Source organism: Candidatus Izemoplasma sp., from assembly GCF_982632705.1.
Window position 1 is genome coordinate 1 of record NZ_CEXEES010000035.1, and the last position, 14,993, is coordinate 14,993.

The following is a 14,993-nucleotide window of genomic DNA, read 5'->3' on the forward strand; positions in this document are numbered from 1 at the left end:
TACAAACTTAATGATTTCTTCAATATTGATGATTGCTAGTATAGCCCAAAGTGGCAAACTAGTAAAAATACTCAATATAAATGCAAGTGGTACTCCGATTAACCAAAGTGGTATAATCTCAGCAAACAAGGCAAACCTTGTATCTCCACCAGCTCGTAATGTTCCAATAATCTGAATAGCGTTTGTAAACTTGATAGGTACATAGAAACTATACATAAGTAATATCCATCTAACATTCGTTTTTACAGCCTCTGATGCATCTCCAAAGATATTTGGAATGACTGGACTTAAAACAAATAATAATGCCCCTAAGAACAGTCCTGCGGTGAAACTAAGTTTTGTGAATTTTAAACCCCAAGAACGAGCCAGTTCAATCTTGTTTTCACCAAGTTTATTTCCAATCATTATAGCGCACGCAGTACTAATACCTGCGTTTGCGACCCAGAATAACCCCATAATCATATTACTAATTTGAACACTGGCAACTGCGGTTCCACCAATGAACCCCATTGCCATTAAATACATACTCATACCAAGTCCCCAAACCGTTTCATTGATTGCGACTGGGAGTGCTTTATGAGTTAATTTACCAATAAATTCTTTTGTTATATTTTTATATTCTTTAAAGTTAACCTTTAGTACTTCATGTGTTGAGAATTTCATTCTCGACAACAATAAAACAAACCCAACTCCACTACTGATCACTGTCGCAATTGCCGCTCCTTCTACCCCTAAACTAGGGAAACCGAAACGTCCTGTGATCAATACAAAGTTCAACAGTGTATTGATTATTACTGTTATAACACTAATGATTTGCGGGAACACAACTTGTTCTGTATTACGCATCAACATGATGATTACGAAATTCGCAGTCATAAAGAAATAAGAATAGCTAATAATCTTTAAGTAATCGACTGCGTAGTTTTGAATGATTCCTCTTTGTATAAGATCATCTCCGTTATTATAAAGTCCAACGATGAACTCAGGAAAGAAATGAACCAATATAAAGAACAATGAACTGATGATTGTTCCGACAATAATCGTAATAATAAACACCCGGTATATATTCTTGTAATCTTTACTCCCCCAAAACTGAGCAATAAAAATACCAAGACCTGATAAAAATCCAAATAAAACCATAATGATAAAGAACCCGAAGTTCGCAGATAACCCTACTGCGGCTATCGCATTGTCTCCAAGAACGGAAACCATTACTGTATCAACAATACTTAGTAAACTTGTTAGAAATTGAGATAAGAAGATAGGTACTCCTATTTGTAATACTCGTTTATAGAAGTACCTATTTGAATGGATGTTTTGTTCCACTATTTAATCAAGCTAAGGAAACTAGTACCATGTGGTGCTTTTTTAGTGTTGTAGTTATCACTAAGTGTCGCACCAATATCACCGAATGTTTCTCTTATACCAAGAGGCCCTGTTCCAGCACTTTTGCTATATGCAAGTAGAGGTACATATTCACGTGTATGGTCTGATCCTTTGTATGTTGGATCATTCCCATGATCCGCAGTAATCATTAATAAATCATCTTCTTGTAGTTTACTCATTAATTCACCAAGTTGTACATCAAACTCTTCTAATGCTTCTTTATACCCAACAGGGTTTCTTCTATGTCCATATAACGCATCAAAGTCAACCAAATTAATATACGCTAGACCTTTAAAGTCTTTCTTTGTAAATTCAATAAAGTTTTCCATTCCATGATGGTTTGATTTATGTTTATGTGTTTCAGTGATACCTTCTGTATCATAAATATCATTGATTTTACCAAATCCAGCTACTGTGTAACCTTCTTCTTTTAAATATACAAGTGAAGTCTTATCAAAAGGCTTTAATGCATAATCATGACGATTTGGTGTTCTTGTGAATGCACCTTTTTTCTTACCGATAAAAGGTCTCGCAATTACACGACCGACTTTCCATTCTTCTTTTAATGTCATTTTACGTGCGATTTCACATGCTGCATATAATTCCTCTAACGGAATGATTTCTTCATTCGCAGCGATTTGTAGTACAGAATCCGCAGATGTGTATACAATCCAGTCTCCTGTCTCGATTTGATGTTCACCATACTCATCTAAAATATGAGTTCCTGAAGCGGATTTGTTTCCAACGATGTTTCTTCCTGTTTTAGCAACAAACTCGTCAATCAATTCTTTTGGGAATCCTGTTTCTGTGAATGTAATGAATGGATCTACTATTTTTAACCCCATTAATTCCCAGTGACCTGTCATTGTATCTTTTCCATTACTGATTTCATTCATTTTACCGTAGAATCCGATTGTATCTTCAATTGGGTCTACCCCTTGAATCTCAGTTAAATGTCCGTATCCTAGCTTTTCCATGTTTGGTAAATGAAGTGGTCCTGCCGCTTCACTGATATGTTTGATGGTATTAACATCAAAATCTCCAAATTGTGCTGCGTCAGGTAGTTCACCACAACCAACGCTATCGATAACGATTAAAAATGTTCTTTTATACATAATTGCCTCCTATGATTCTTCTTTGTTTGAACGAGGATGAAACTCGTTATAAACATCTTGAAGTTGTTTTTTTGATATATGTGTATATATTTGTGTTGTTGAGATATCTTCGTGTCCTAGTAGTTCTTGTACCATACGTAAGTTCACACCGTTTTCTAGTAAATGTGATGCATAACTATGACGTAATGTATGAGGACTGATATCTTTCATGATTCCAGCGCGAAACGCTATCTTTTTTAATGTCTTATATAATCCAACTCTTGATATTGTGTTTCCTCTGTTGTTGACAAAGACAATATCTCCAGGGATTTTTTTTAGAACTGCACGTCCTTCTTCTAGGTATCTTTTCAGCGCGTGTTGCGCTTCTTCCCCAAGAGGTACGATTCGTTCTTTGTTCCCTTTTCCAATAATATTAATGAATCCCATATTGATATGTAAATCTTGTAGTCTTAGGGTTAATAACTCTGTGACACGTAACCCACATCCATATAGTAATTCTAACATTGCTTTGTTTCTAAGTTCAAGTGGTTCGTCTCCATCACTAGCGATAAGTAACGCTTCTACTTCATCAATCGATAGTGTGATAGGTAGTTTTAATTCTTTTTTTGGTAAGCTAATACCTGTTGCGACATTAGAACCAACTAACTTTTCAAGTAGTAAATATTTATGATAACTTCTAATAGCGCTCACTTTTCTAGATATTGAGCTATTGGTATTGCCTTTTCTTTTTAAACGACCGATAAAATTTCTGATATGTTGCTTTGTGATTACATTTGGATCTTTAATTAGATAGTTTTTTCTAAGAAATAAAACATACTCATTTAGATCCGTTATATAACTCTTGATCGTATTGGCACTTAAGTTCTTTGTTATTTTTAAGTAGTACTCATACTCTTTTAGTAACCTCTTTAACATATCATCCCTCCATCACTGCCATAAATACTATATTCCCAACAAGTAACCCCTTGGTTGTGAATTTTAATTTACCGTGTTCTATTTTTAGGTAGTCTTGTTTTACGTATTCATTTAGAAGTGGATAGGTTTTAAACAAGTCTATCTTATATTTCATATTAATGTCTTCTATACTAATTCCACTTAGTAAACGAAGACCCATCATAACCTCATCTTCTAATTCAAAGCGGTCATATTCTTCTTTATAAGGTGTTTTAGTTGTTACACCTTCAATATATCTTCTTACGTTTGAAACGTTATTAAAACGTTTATTACCAATCAAACTATGAGCACCTGATCCAAGACCTAGGTAATCTTTGTTTGTCCAATATGTTTTGTTATGTTCTGATTCAAAGCCTTGTGTACTGAAGTTACTTATTTCGTAATGATTGTATCCGTTATTTGTAAGTGCATCAATGACTTTTACATACATATCACCTTCAACATCTTGATCTTTGATTGTGATTTTATTTTGGAGTACTTGTTGGTATAGAATTGATTTCTCTTCTAAGATGAGACTGTAGTATGAGATATGTTTGATATCTTGATTTAGGACAAATGCAATATCCTCATCTAACTGTTTCATCGTTTGATTTGGAATGTTAAATATCATATCAATGCTTATATTACTAATACCAGCTTCTTTTAAATATGAAATAGCGTTTTTAATATCGTCTTCATTATGTGTTCTTCTTAAATATGAAAGATTCTCTTTGTTTATTGTTTGGACACCCATGCTTACTCTATTTATACCGTATTTTTTAAATAATTCTGCGTATTCTTTAGTTATATCATCTGGGTTTACTTCTATAGTATATTCTAAATCGTTGTTTGTCTCAATGACACTAGACAGTGTTTGAAAGAGTCTAGTTAGGTCTTTTATACTATAGTTAGATGGTGTTCCACCACCAATATAAATCGTCTTGATATTACGGATAGATTCTTTGACTTCTAAGATTTCTTCTATTAAGGCATTTAGGTATGCTTTTTTCTTCTCTAAAGTAGCGACTTCTTTATGAAAGTCGCAATAGGTACATATGTGTTTACAAAATGGTATGTGGATATATAGAGAAGTTAACATAATATCAATTCCTTTATCTATATTGTAACATATTATTATACTACGAAAATGGAAAATGCAAAGAAAAAACGAGTATTTCTACTCGTTTTTATGTTTGATTATATTATACTTTCTTTGCTTCTTTTTTTGTTACTTGTTTTGGTATAGTTTTAACAGCTTCTTTGTCTTTACCTTGTAAGATACTAGGTAAGTTCATTCCAGCCATATCAAATACGTTTTCAAGTGGTGGTAATGATTTAAGCATACCGCTTAGGAAGTTAGCAGTTGATGTGTTTCCACCTTCACCGTTTCCTGAATCCCATACAGTAACTTTATCAATTTTAATTCCTTTGATTGCGTCTACTTGTTTTTCAACGATTGTTTCTAGTTTATCTGCGATCAATAAGCTAATAGCTTGGTTCGCATCTCCACCGGCAGCTTTAACAAGGTGTTCGAACCCTTCAGCTTGTTTTGTAAGGATTTCATTCATACCATCTGCTTGTGCTTTCATCTTATAGAAGATAGCATCTGCGTGTGATTTAGCTTCTAAACGAACTTTATCAGCTTCTGCTTCAGCAGCGATTACAGCTTTTTGTTTTTCGATTTCAGCTTTTACAATTTCATTAGCTTCACGAGTTGCACGTTCTTTTTCAGCACGTTTAACTTCCGCTTGACGTTCTGCTTCATATGCTTCTGTTAATGCGTTTGCAGCTTGTACTTTTTCAGCAGCAGTTGCATTTTTTTCAGCTTCTGCTTCACGTTCACGACGTAATGCTTCTGAGTTAGCGATTGTAACTCTTGCTTCATTCTCACCAGTTACAGCGTTAGAGTTTGCTTTTGATACATTGATACGTTCATCACGTTGTGCATTGGCTTCACCAATTGCACCATCACGGTTTTTCTCAGCAACAGTACGACGTGCATCATTGATTGCTTTCGCAGCTGCTTCTTTACCAAGTGCTTCAATATATTGTGATTCATCTCTAATATCTGTAACATTAACATTGATTAATTTTAAACCGATCTTTTTAAGTTCGTTATCAACGTTTTTAGAAACGTTCATTAAGAATTTGTCACGATCACTATTGATTTCTTCAATGTCCATTGTAGCGATTACTAAACGTAATTGCCCAAATAAGATATCTTTTGCTAATTCTTTAATTGCATCATGTGTTAACCCTAGTAAACGTTCTGCAGCATTTTGCATGATTCCAGGTTCAGTAGATATTGCTACTGTAAACCTTGAAGGTACATCTACACGGATATTTTGTTTTGATAATGCGTTTGTTAAGTTAATTTCAATACTCATTGGTGTTAAATCTAAATACTTGTAATCTTGGACGATAGGTAAGATAAACTTAGCTCCCCCGTGAATACATTTGGCAGAACGAGTTCCACCTTCTGTTCCTTTACCAACACTACCATAAATTACTAAAATCTTGTCCGATGGACATTTACGATATCTTGATAAAATAACTGCGATTACGACTACTAATACAGCAGCGATAATCATTGCAATTCCTGTTAATCCCATTATTATTCCTCCTTTATTTTATCTCTTCAACCACTAATACATTGTTTTTTACTTCAACAACTCTCACTTCTTTACCGGTTTCAATCTCAGTATCGTAAGCGATAGCGTCCAATGTTCTTAGTGAATCTCCAACTACGATTTGAACTTGTCCTTTTCCATGTCCACTATGTGGTATTTTAAAGTACACTGTTCCTGTTTTGTTAATGGTGCTTGATAAATTCATCGTTCCTGTTGATTCTAGTTTGTATAAATAATGAATCACTACAGCGATTAGGAACATCATTATGAATCCAGCTGTGATTGCCATGATTAAAACCAACCATGGGTTTATACCATCATTAGAATAAAAATAACCTGTCCAACCAAACAACATAAAGAACCCGATTACTGTTCTGAATGTTAATAAGTGAAATGTAACACGTCCACTTGTTAAAATCATTGAATCCTCATCAATATCAAAGTCTTCATCTACGTCCATGTCAAAGTCTTCATCCACATCCATATCGAAATCTTCATCGATATCCATGTCTACGTCTTCATCAAAATCAGAATCACCTTCTAGTAAGTTTCCAACTAACGCTAATACTGATTGTAACGCGAAAAATGTTGTAAACCCGACTGCGATTCCAAAGTATATATTAGGCATTGTGTCTAAAAATGCAAGAATCATATTGTCACTTCCCTTCTCTTAACTTACTTTTATATTATAACACATATATTGTGTGATAAAATGACAGATTTGTCTTTTGTCTGTAAAGAAAAAAGCCCTTGTTTAAGGGCTTTAATTAATCATTTAGTTTTAATACACTTAAGAATGCTTCTTGTGGTATCTCTACACTACCAATCGCCTTCATTTTTTTCTTACCTTTTTTCTGTTTTTCAAGTAATTTACGTTTACGTGATATATCTCCACCATAACATTTAGCTAACACGTTTTTACGCATTGCACTAATTGTCGAACGGGCAATGATTTTTTGTCCAATTGCGGCTTGAATAGGAACTTCAAACATATGACGAGGTATAATTTCTTTTAGTTTCTCAGTCATTGCTTTTCCTCTTTTAAAGGCGAAGTCTTGATACACGATCATGCTTAGCGCATCAACGATTTCAGCGTTTAATAAGATATCCATTTTAACCAGTTTAGATTCTCTGTAATCAGAAATCTCATAATCAAAACTAGCATATCCTTTGCTACCACTTTTTAAACGATCAAAGAAATCGTATACAATTTCAAGTAATGGTAAGTCATAAGATAGTTGAACACGGTTATCACTTAAGTACGTCATCCCACCAAATATACCACGTTTGTACTGACATAGTTCCATGATGTTCCCAACGTATTCTTCAGGAGTCATGATTGTTGCCTTTACAAATGGTTCTTTGATGTAGTCTACTTTTTGTGGTTCTGGTAAATCACAAGGATTATCAATCGTCATCATTGAACCGTCAGTTAAATATACTTCATATATAACAGATGGTGCAGTTGCGATCATTGGGATATTGAACTCACGTTCAATACGTTCTTGAATGATTTCCATATGTAATAATCCTAAGAACCCTGTTCTGAATCCAAATCCAAGTGCTTGGCTACTTTCGGGTTCATATACAAGTGAAGCATCATTTAGTTTTAATTTATCTAATGCTTCTCTTAAATCATTGTATTGTCCGTTATCAATTGGGAATAACCCACAAAATACCATTGGGTTCATTGTTCTATATCCAGGTAGTGGTTCTAATGCTCTTGGAGTTGATGTGATAGTGTCTCCGACTCTAACATCTCCAACAGCTTTGATAGATGCTGTTAAGTATCCAACATCTCCAGGACCTAAGTATTCCTTTTTAAGCTCAACAGGTGTTGTTACTCCTACTTCTATTACTTCATATTTGGCATTGGTTGCCATCATTTCTATGATGTCACCCTTTTTAACTGTTCCTTGTATTACTCTAATGCTAGGAATGATTCCTCTGTATGCTTCAAAGTATGAATCAAAGATCAATGCTTGAAGTGGTGCTTCAGGGTCACCTAGTGGTGCTGGTACGTTTTCAACTACTTGGTCGAGAATCTCTTTGATTCCGATTCCTTCTTTGGCTGAAGCAAGTACTGCTTCAGATGCATCTAATCCAATTACATCTTCAATCTCTTGTTTTACTTTTTCAGGATCAGCTGATGGTAAATCAATTTTATTGATTAATGGTAATATCTCTAAATCATTATCAAGTGCTAGGTATACATTGGCTAATGTTTGTGCTTCGATACCTTGTGCTGCATCTACTACAAGGATTGCTCCTTCGCAGGCTGCTAAACTTCTTGATACTTCATAGGTAAAGTCGACATGCCCTGGCGTGTCGATTAAATGTAGTATATATTCTTCGTTTCTATCATTTATGTATTCGATTTCTACGGCATTTAGCTTGATTGTAATTCCGCGTTCACGTTCTAGGTCCATACTATCTAGTAGTTGAGCTTTCATGTCGCGTTTTGTTACAGTACTTGTGTATTCTAAGATACGATCTGCTAACGTCGATTTACCGTGATCAATATGAGCGATGATACTAAAGTTTCTTATTTTCTTTTGTCGTTCTGAAATTTTCTTAAAGTCTAGTTTTTTACTCATATAACCACCTCCAATTTAGTGCTAATTTATTTTACATTATATTACTTTTAAAATCAATACAAAAAGCCATATTTAGCGTTTATCTTGTAAAGACAATCGCTCTTTCGTTGCTTAACGTTTGATTATACTTATAATTCTCTTTGTTAAAACGTAAGATATCTTTGATACTTACTATTTTATTCTTGATCATATAATCAAGAATGAACCCTCTTGCTTGTTTACTATACGTCGCTTGATTTATGTATTTATCTTCCTTCTTTTGTAAGAATGATATTGTTACCATATTAGGACTCTTAATCAGTTTACTAAATTCATCACTGGCTAAATTGATAATTAATTCATCTTTAAAGTACTTTGTTAGCTCCCAGTGATGATAGAGATTAAGACCAATCTTCATTTTCATATCTAGACGATATTGTTTAATCATGGTCCCTGGTTCTAAGATTCCATAAAACGCATCTAAGATACGTAAGTTATCTTCTATGTACTGGTAGTTATCCTCTTTGTAGCTTTGTTTATCTAATCCTTTAAAGACTAAGCCGTCAAAGCTGAAAAACGCTTTGAATAAGGGATTTTGATTATAATCTTTTATGTTTTGATATGTTTGATTTAAAAGATCTTTATCTATTTTCATTATCTGTTTGATATCTGTCTTTTTTAGTTTTCTTAATTTCGCTAATACCTTTTTATGTTGTTTTGGAAATAAGATTTCTTTTTCATCTAAGTAAGCACTTGCCTTTATGTTTTGTGTTTTACTTGGAGATATAATAATCTTCATTAAATCACCTCATAAACATTATATAGTATGTTATAATGTTTTAATAGAGGTGATAGTATGAATTTATACTTTATTGTTGATTGGTATTTAAATAAAATGAATGACAACAAATTTAAAGATATATGGGAACGCAAGTATTTAAAAGGAGCAAGACGTACTGTAAGTATTAGTTTCTTATTGTATCTGTTTACATTAATTGTGTTAACAAATATGGTAACTGGTGGAACGAACTGGTTCCTTGGGTTATTGTTCTTCTTCTCATTTGGATTTATGTTTGGTGTACTTGTGATATTTAATTACTTAAGATTCATGGCAAGACAAAACATGAGATACTTCCAGATTATGTCTGGATCAAATAGTGATATAAATTACGATAATGTTGTAGGATAATATGTAGAGCAGTAAAAAAGAGCCTTAAATGGCTCTTTTTATTTACTCTTCAGATCTATGAGTTTCATAGAATATTTTGAATTTAGCTTGATCAACTGTGATTGTATTGGCTCTTATATCCATTACTGATCTTGATTGATTTGCATTTGCTTTTCTGTGTAAATTGAATCTTCTAGCTACAATACCATGAAGTTTTGGTCTATTGAATTGTAGTGTGAAGTCTTCTTCATTCGTAATACAAGAAACATAAGTGGTTTTTGTTCTAAACCAGATTTTAGGTACTGTTTGCTCTTCTTTGATTTTCTTAGTAACTAATTTTTCTTCATTTGTTTTTTTATCGATTACTGTTTCTTCAATTGTTTTACTTACTTTAATAACTACATCTTTTGTATATTGATACTCGATATCAACGATATAACCATTATCATCTTCAATTGTTCGATGAAGTTTTATAGTATTAAGGTATACATTTCCAGCGTTGATTAGTTGTCTCGGTAATTTATCAATGTTAAATCTATTCTCCAACGCTTCAAACGGATTATACGTTTTATCTGCCTCTTCAGGTAAAGGTGTAGATAATGCTTCAAAGAATTCTCCTAGGAATTGTGGGAATACTTCATTTACGAAGCGGCTTATTGGAACATAGTTCGGTTCGTCTTCTTTACAAGAATTGATAAAAGCTTGTGCTTTATCTAATTCTTGTGTTCTTGTTGTATTAACTGAATTATCAAATTCTATATTTTTTTCATTTAATTCTTTATTTTGCTTGTCTGATAATGTATCTTTTTGAAGTTTATGTTGGATTGATAATTGATACACTGCATCTTTATCTTCTTTATTTATTGCGCTTGATTCTTCTTTTTGAGAAGTCTTAAGTGCTTTAAATTCTTCATTGTGAGTGTTTTTCAGATTCTTATAGTTAATCTTGAAATCTGTTTTCAACTCTTTTATCTTATCAAATAGTAATAACCCGATAGAATCCATTTGATCATTTGTCAATTCGATTTTTTGTGGTTGATCAGCAACATTCAATGAATCCATCAAAAGTTCTTTTGCTTCTTTCAAAGTTGATTTATACGATATATTTTGTTGGAAGTATGCGTTATATACACTTTTTAAGAATACTAGGAACCATAACCCTATTAAAAAATAGTTCATCATAGTAGATTTACTAAAGAATAAAATAGGAAGGAATATGTAGATTGATTCTTTCATGATTAACTGCGATGATTTCACTTCATACCCATAGTAATCAACTGTTTGAAGTTTAAATAGTAGTTTACCAATAGTTTTACCATTTGTCTTTGAAGGAATGTAATATCTTAAGAAGTAATTGATTATAACAAAGAATAAACTTCCTGTAATAATTGCCTTGTAAAGATTATAGTCCCCTTTATTAAAGATTGGGAATAAAATATTGATTAATGATAGTAATGTTACTGAGTAAATTAGAATGTCTACTAGGTCTGCCTTCAACTTTTGTGAGCTTCTAGGTTTAAGAGTGTCAATACGCTCTGATAGTTTTTCCATGTAAGCACTTCCTTTCATTGAGATTATATCATACTATAACGTTTTAGTAAATTAAAAAAAGAAAAGACACAAGGTTAGTTGTGTCTTTTATAATTAATAACATATAAGCCATGTTCTGTACCTCTAATGAGGCGACAATCATTTATCTCTAGATATAAATACCTAGCTCTTAGTTCAGTTCATTTACTGACTTAGAGTGCCCCTACCAATTTTGGGTTTCTAGCTTGAGGGGTTTACCCGTTCCACCTTCATAGTTTCCTATAAAGCTCGTCTCTGTGGCACTTTTATAGTTAGTAACACCATTTAACAGGTGCGTTCACAGCCGTCACACTTACGTGTGCATAGAGTTATGGTTTCCTCTATCACAATCACTACAGACATCTCAGTCTGTGCTAGCATGGACTTTCCTAACGCTTACACGCTCGATTGTCCAGTTATTAATTCTTCTAATATCTCTTCTAAATCTTCAATACAGTATCCGCAGGCAATTCCAACGTTTAAATGATTCCCTAGTTTTTCTAGAGTATCACAGCCTTTATTGATTGCGTCTACAATGCGTTCGTATGTTACACCTTCACAATGACAAATAACGTCAGAGTTATTTCTCATCTGTCTTTGGTGCTTCAGGTTTTACTTCTTCTTTTTTAGCTTCTGGTTTCACTTCTGTATTCACTTCAGCTTTAACGATAGGCTTTTTAACAACTGGTTTTGGTTTAGGTAATGTATCTTTTCTTGATAAATCGATACGTCCTCTATCATCAATTCCAATTACTTTAACATTGATTCTATCTCCAACGTTACAGATGTCTTCTACTTTGTTTACTCTTGAATGGTCTAGTTTACTGATGTGGCATAACCCGTCAGTACCTTTCCATAGTTCAACGAAGCAACCGAATTTTTCAACACGTACAACTTTACCGTTGAATACTTCTCCAACTTTAGCAACTCTAATGATCGCTTCGATAATTTTAATTGCTTTATCGATGTCTTCATTGTTTGTATGCATGATAGTAACACGTCCATCTTGTTCGATGTCAATTTTAACATCGTTACATTCTTCAATGATTTTCGTGATTTGTTTTCCACCAGGTCCGATAACGTCTCTGATTTTATCTGGATCAATTGTAAGTAATCTAACTTTAGGTGCATATGTAGAAACTTCATCTCTACCTGCTTCAATAACAGCGTTCATGTTGTCTAAGATTTGTAAACGAGCAACTTTTGCTTGTTCTAATGCTTCTTCTAAGATTTCTCTACTTAAACCATCAATTTTGATATCCATTTGTAAAGCAGTAATACCGTCTTTAGTACCAGCAACTTTAAAGTCCATATCTCCATAATGATCTTCCATACCTTGGATATCAGTTAGGATACTGTAGAAGTCTCCTTCTTTGATTAATCCCATTGCGATACCAGCAACTGGTGCTTTAATAGGAACACCGGCAGCCATTAAACTCATACTACCAGCACAAATGGTAGCTTGAGAACTAGAACCATTTGATTCTAATACTTCAGATACGATACGTACTGTATATGGGAATTCTTCTTCTGTAGGCATAACTTGACGAAGTGCACGTTCACCTAACATACCGTGACCGATTTCTCTACGTCCAACTCCACCGTAACGTCCAGTTTCACCAACTGAATATTGAGGGAAGTTATAATGTAGCATAAATGTTTTCTTTTCTAAGTCTTCCATACCATCGATTTTCTTGTGTTCACTTAAACTACCAAGAGTCGTAAACGCAATGGCTTGCGTTTGCCCACGTGTGAACATTGCAGAACCATGAGTTCTTGTGAATAAATCGATTTTAGATTCAAGTGCTCTTAATTCAGATAACCCACGACCATCAGGTCTGATTTTATCTTCAGAAATCGCTCTTCTCATCTCTTCTTGTACTAATTGTGAACAAGTTCCTTTAACATCGTTTAATAACGCTCTTAAGTCATCTTTGTCCATATCTTGGTTGTTTTCTTCGAATGTAGCAACTGCCTTATTTGTGATTTCGCTTATTGCTTCACCACGAGCTAGTTTTTCTTCGATTGAAACAGCTTTTACTAATTCAGCTTTGAATCCTTTAGATACTTCGTTGAATAAATCTTCATCAATTGTTTTTAAAACGTATTCTGATTTTTCTTTACCAACTTCAGCAATAATTTCCTCTTGGAATACACATATTTTTTTAATCCATTCATGTCCGAATAAGATTGCATCTAACATATCTTTTTCATTCACGATTTTAGCATGTGACTCAACCATGTTGATTGCGTCTTTAGTACCCGCTACTGTTAATTCAATATCACTTAACTCTTTTTGAGCTAATGTTGGGTTAACGATTAATTTACCATCAACTCTACCTACGTTTACACCAGCGATTGGTCCACCAAATGGAATATCACTTAGTCCTAAACATAAACTAGAACCGATCATTGCAGTCATTTCTGGAGTACAATCTGTGTCTGCACTCATTACTGTATTAATTACTTGTAAATCGTATTTGAATCCTTTAGGGAATAACGGTCTGATAGGTCTGTCGATTAAACGAGATGTTAATGTTTCATTATCACTTGGTCTTCCTTCTCTTTTTAAGAATCCACCTGGTATTTTACCAGCTGCATACATTTTTTCTGTATATTGTACCATTAATGGGAAGAATCCTGCTGTTGTTGGTTCTTTCCCGACAGCACATGCACTTAGTACTGCTGTATCTTCATAACGAACCAAAGCTGCTCCTGCTGCTTGCTTCGCCATCTCTCCGGTTTCAACGATTAATGCTCTTCCGTCAAAATCCATTCTGAATGTTTTTCTCTCTGACATTCTTTTTCCTCTTTTCTCTTCTCTTATTTTTTCAATTTATAATATTACCATAAATATATACATATTTAAAGGAAAATAAATAAAAAGAGTGTTTACACACTCTGTTTTTTTGCTCTTAATAACTGAATAGCACCAATAACTGATGTTGCTATAGCTACATAATATAATGGCATTTGTAGGGCATCACGAAAGTTAATTCTATCGTACAATCTTAGTTTATCTCCTAAAGTATTCGCTATTTCCCTTTGAATTTCATTACTTACGGTACCATGACTCAATATATAAACCCGATGTTCACTTTCAAGGTCCTCAATTTCTTCACTGATCTCACTGATTTCTTCTTCAATTCCCTCAATGCTATTTGGTATTTTATATGCCAGAAACACAAATATCAAAGATAGTATAAAGAATCTAATATATTTCGGTTTTGCCTTCACAATATCACCTTCCAAGAACCATTATAACAAAAAAACTAAGATTTCTCTTAGTCTTTTTTAATGTAATGAATAAACATATTAACGAGATCATCTAAACATCGTTCAGAATATTGATCTAAGTCTTTATGTAAGTAACCAACTCTGCTTACCAGTTTCTGCGTTGTCGCAGACATCGTTTGAGATGCAAAACTATAGATGTATTTTGTATCTATGTCCTCTCTGATTTCTCCTTTTTCCTGACCTTCTATAATCAAGGTAATAAAGATTTCTTTAATGTCTGAGATTTTAGATTCGAAATTCGCAGGTCTTTGATCATTTACTACATACTGCATATAGCCATCAAAGTCTTCTGTGAATATTAGAAACTTTGGATGGTCCC

13 protein-coding genes, 1 other RNA gene and 1 pseudogene are annotated in these 14,993 nt (G+C 33.5%); 1 reads left to right on the top strand and 14 read right to left on the bottom strand.

Annotation, left to right across the window (positions count from 1 at the left end):
• The 8 genes from AC2LE6_RS05860 to AC2LE6_RS05895 form a co-directional block, all read right to left on the bottom strand.
• Positions 1 to 1,326: MATE family efflux transporter (locus AC2LE6_RS05860; protein WP_484478327.1), on the bottom strand; the 1,326-nt coding region annotated here is incomplete at its 3' end.
• The gene (locus AC2LE6_RS05865; RefSeq protein WP_484478328.1) at positions 1,326 to 2,501 is read right to left on the bottom strand and encodes a phosphopentomutase; all 1,176 of its coding nucleotides are present in this window, start codon (positions 2,499 to 2,501) and stop codon (positions 1,326 to 1,328) included. The genes AC2LE6_RS05865 and AC2LE6_RS05860, both read right to left, overlap by 1 nt.
• 9 nt (positions 2,502 to 2,510) lie before the next feature.
• Entirely contained in the window at positions 2,511 to 3,416 is a 906-nt protein-coding gene (xerD, locus tag AC2LE6_RS05870) for a site-specific tyrosine recombinase XerD (RefSeq protein WP_484478329.1), read from the bottom strand.
• Position 3,417: 1 nt separating this feature from the next.
• Positions 3,418 to 4,533 (bottom strand): radical SAM family heme chaperone HemW, encoded by a 1,116-nt coding sequence (gene hemW / locus AC2LE6_RS05875; RefSeq protein WP_484478330.1) that lies wholly within the window; start codon positions 4,531 to 4,533, stop codon positions 3,418 to 3,420.
• A 103-nt stretch (positions 4,534 to 4,636) separates the two neighbouring features.
• The gene (locus AC2LE6_RS05880; protein WP_484478331.1) at positions 4,637 to 6,046 is read right to left on the bottom strand and encodes a flotillin family protein; all 1,410 of its coding nucleotides are present in this window, start codon (positions 6,044 to 6,046) and stop codon (positions 4,637 to 4,639) included.
• A 13-nt stretch (positions 6,047 to 6,059) separates the two neighbouring features.
• Positions 6,060 to 6,716 carry a hypothetical protein gene (locus AC2LE6_RS05885; RefSeq protein WP_484478332.1) on the bottom strand — a complete coding sequence of 219 codons (657 nt, stop codon included), beginning with the start codon at positions 6,714 to 6,716 and terminating at the stop codon, positions 6,060 to 6,062.
• 115 nt (positions 6,717 to 6,831) lie between these two features.
• The gene (gene lepA / locus AC2LE6_RS05890; protein ID WP_484478333.1) at positions 6,832 to 8,661 is read right to left on the bottom strand and encodes a translation elongation factor 4; all 1,830 of its coding nucleotides are present in this window, start codon (positions 8,659 to 8,661) and stop codon (positions 6,832 to 6,834) included.
• 79 nt (positions 8,662 to 8,740) lie between these two features.
• Positions 8,741 to 9,439 carry a YaaA family protein gene (locus AC2LE6_RS05895; RefSeq protein ID WP_484478334.1) on the bottom strand — a complete coding sequence of 233 codons (699 nt, stop codon included), beginning with the start codon at positions 9,437 to 9,439 and terminating at the stop codon, positions 8,741 to 8,743.
• Positions 9,440 to 9,496: 57 nt separating this feature from the next.
• Between AC2LE6_RS05895 and AC2LE6_RS05900 the strand changes: the two genes are divergently transcribed.
• Entirely contained in the window at positions 9,497 to 9,829 is a 333-nt protein-coding gene (locus AC2LE6_RS05900) for a hypothetical protein (protein WP_484478335.1), read from the top strand.
• A 42-nt stretch (positions 9,830 to 9,871) separates the two neighbouring features.
• Here AC2LE6_RS05900 and AC2LE6_RS05905 read toward each other — a convergent pair whose 3' ends face one another.
• The 6 genes and pseudogenes from AC2LE6_RS05905 to AC2LE6_RS05930 all read right to left on the bottom strand — a co-directional run.
• Entirely contained in the window at positions 9,872 to 11,359 is a 1,488-nt protein-coding gene (locus AC2LE6_RS05905; protein WP_484478336.1) for an RDD family protein, read from the bottom strand.
• A 99-nt stretch (positions 11,360 to 11,458) separates the two neighbouring features.
• Positions 11,459 to 11,797: RNase P RNA component class B (gene rnpB / locus AC2LE6_RS05910), an RNA gene on the bottom strand.
• 15 nt (positions 11,798 to 11,812) lie between these two features.
• Positions 11,813 to 11,968: pseudogene (locus AC2LE6_RS05915) on the bottom strand ((2Fe-2S)-binding protein); the annotation flags it as partial.
• On the bottom strand, positions 11,958 to 14,177 hold the full coding sequence (gene pnp, locus AC2LE6_RS05920) for a polyribonucleotide nucleotidyltransferase (protein WP_484478337.1): 2,220 nt from the start codon (positions 14,175 to 14,177) through the stop codon (positions 11,958 to 11,960). The gene pnp and the pseudogene AC2LE6_RS05915, both read right to left, overlap by 11 nt.
• A gap of 92 nt (positions 14,178 to 14,269) precedes the next feature.
• Positions 14,270 to 14,614, bottom strand: coding sequence for a hypothetical protein (locus AC2LE6_RS05925; RefSeq protein WP_484478338.1), 345 nt, complete (start codon positions 14,612 to 14,614; stop codon positions 14,270 to 14,272).
• Between the two features lie 47 nt (positions 14,615 to 14,661).
• The coding region (locus AC2LE6_RS05930) for a hypothetical protein (RefSeq protein ID WP_484478339.1) at positions 14,662 to 14,993 on the bottom strand (332 nt) is incomplete at its 5' end.

What these genes read in the sequence shown, in the direction of transcription:
- AC2LE6_RS05865 (WP_484478328.1), bottom strand. Translation starts at nt 2,501, where the DNA reads ATGTATAAAAGAACATTTTTAATCGTTATCGATAGCGTTGGTTGTGGT.
- AC2LE6_RS05900 (WP_484478335.1), top strand. Translation starts at nt 9,497, where the DNA reads ATGAATTTATACTTTATTGTTGATTGGTATTTAAATAAAATGAATGAC.
- hemW (WP_484478330.1), bottom strand. Translation starts at nt 4,533, where the DNA reads ATGTTAACTTCTCTATATATCCACATACCATTTTGTAAACACATATGT.
- pnp (WP_484478337.1), bottom strand. Translation starts at nt 14,177, where the DNA reads ATGTCAGAGAGAAAAACATTCAGAATGGATTTTGACGGAAGAGCATTA.
- AC2LE6_RS05905 (WP_484478336.1), bottom strand. Translation starts at nt 11,359, where the DNA reads ATGGAAAAACTATCAGAGCGTATTGACACTCTTAAACCTAGAAGCTCA.
- xerD (WP_484478329.1), bottom strand. Translation starts at nt 3,416, where the DNA reads ATGTTAAAGAGGTTACTAAAAGAGTATGAGTACTACTTAAAAATAACA.
- lepA (WP_484478333.1), bottom strand. Translation starts at nt 8,661, where the DNA reads ATGAGTAAAAAACTAGACTTTAAGAAAATTTCAGAACGACAAAAGAAA.
- AC2LE6_RS05880 (WP_484478331.1), bottom strand. Translation starts at nt 6,046, where the DNA reads ATGGGATTAACAGGAATTGCAATGATTATCGCTGCTGTATTAGTAGTC.
- AC2LE6_RS05885 (WP_484478332.1), bottom strand. Translation starts at nt 6,716, where the DNA reads ATGATTCTTGCATTTTTAGACACAATGCCTAATATATACTTTGGAATC.
- AC2LE6_RS05895 (WP_484478334.1), bottom strand. Translation starts at nt 9,439, where the DNA reads ATGAAGATTATTATATCTCCAAGTAAAACACAAAACATAAAGGCAAGT.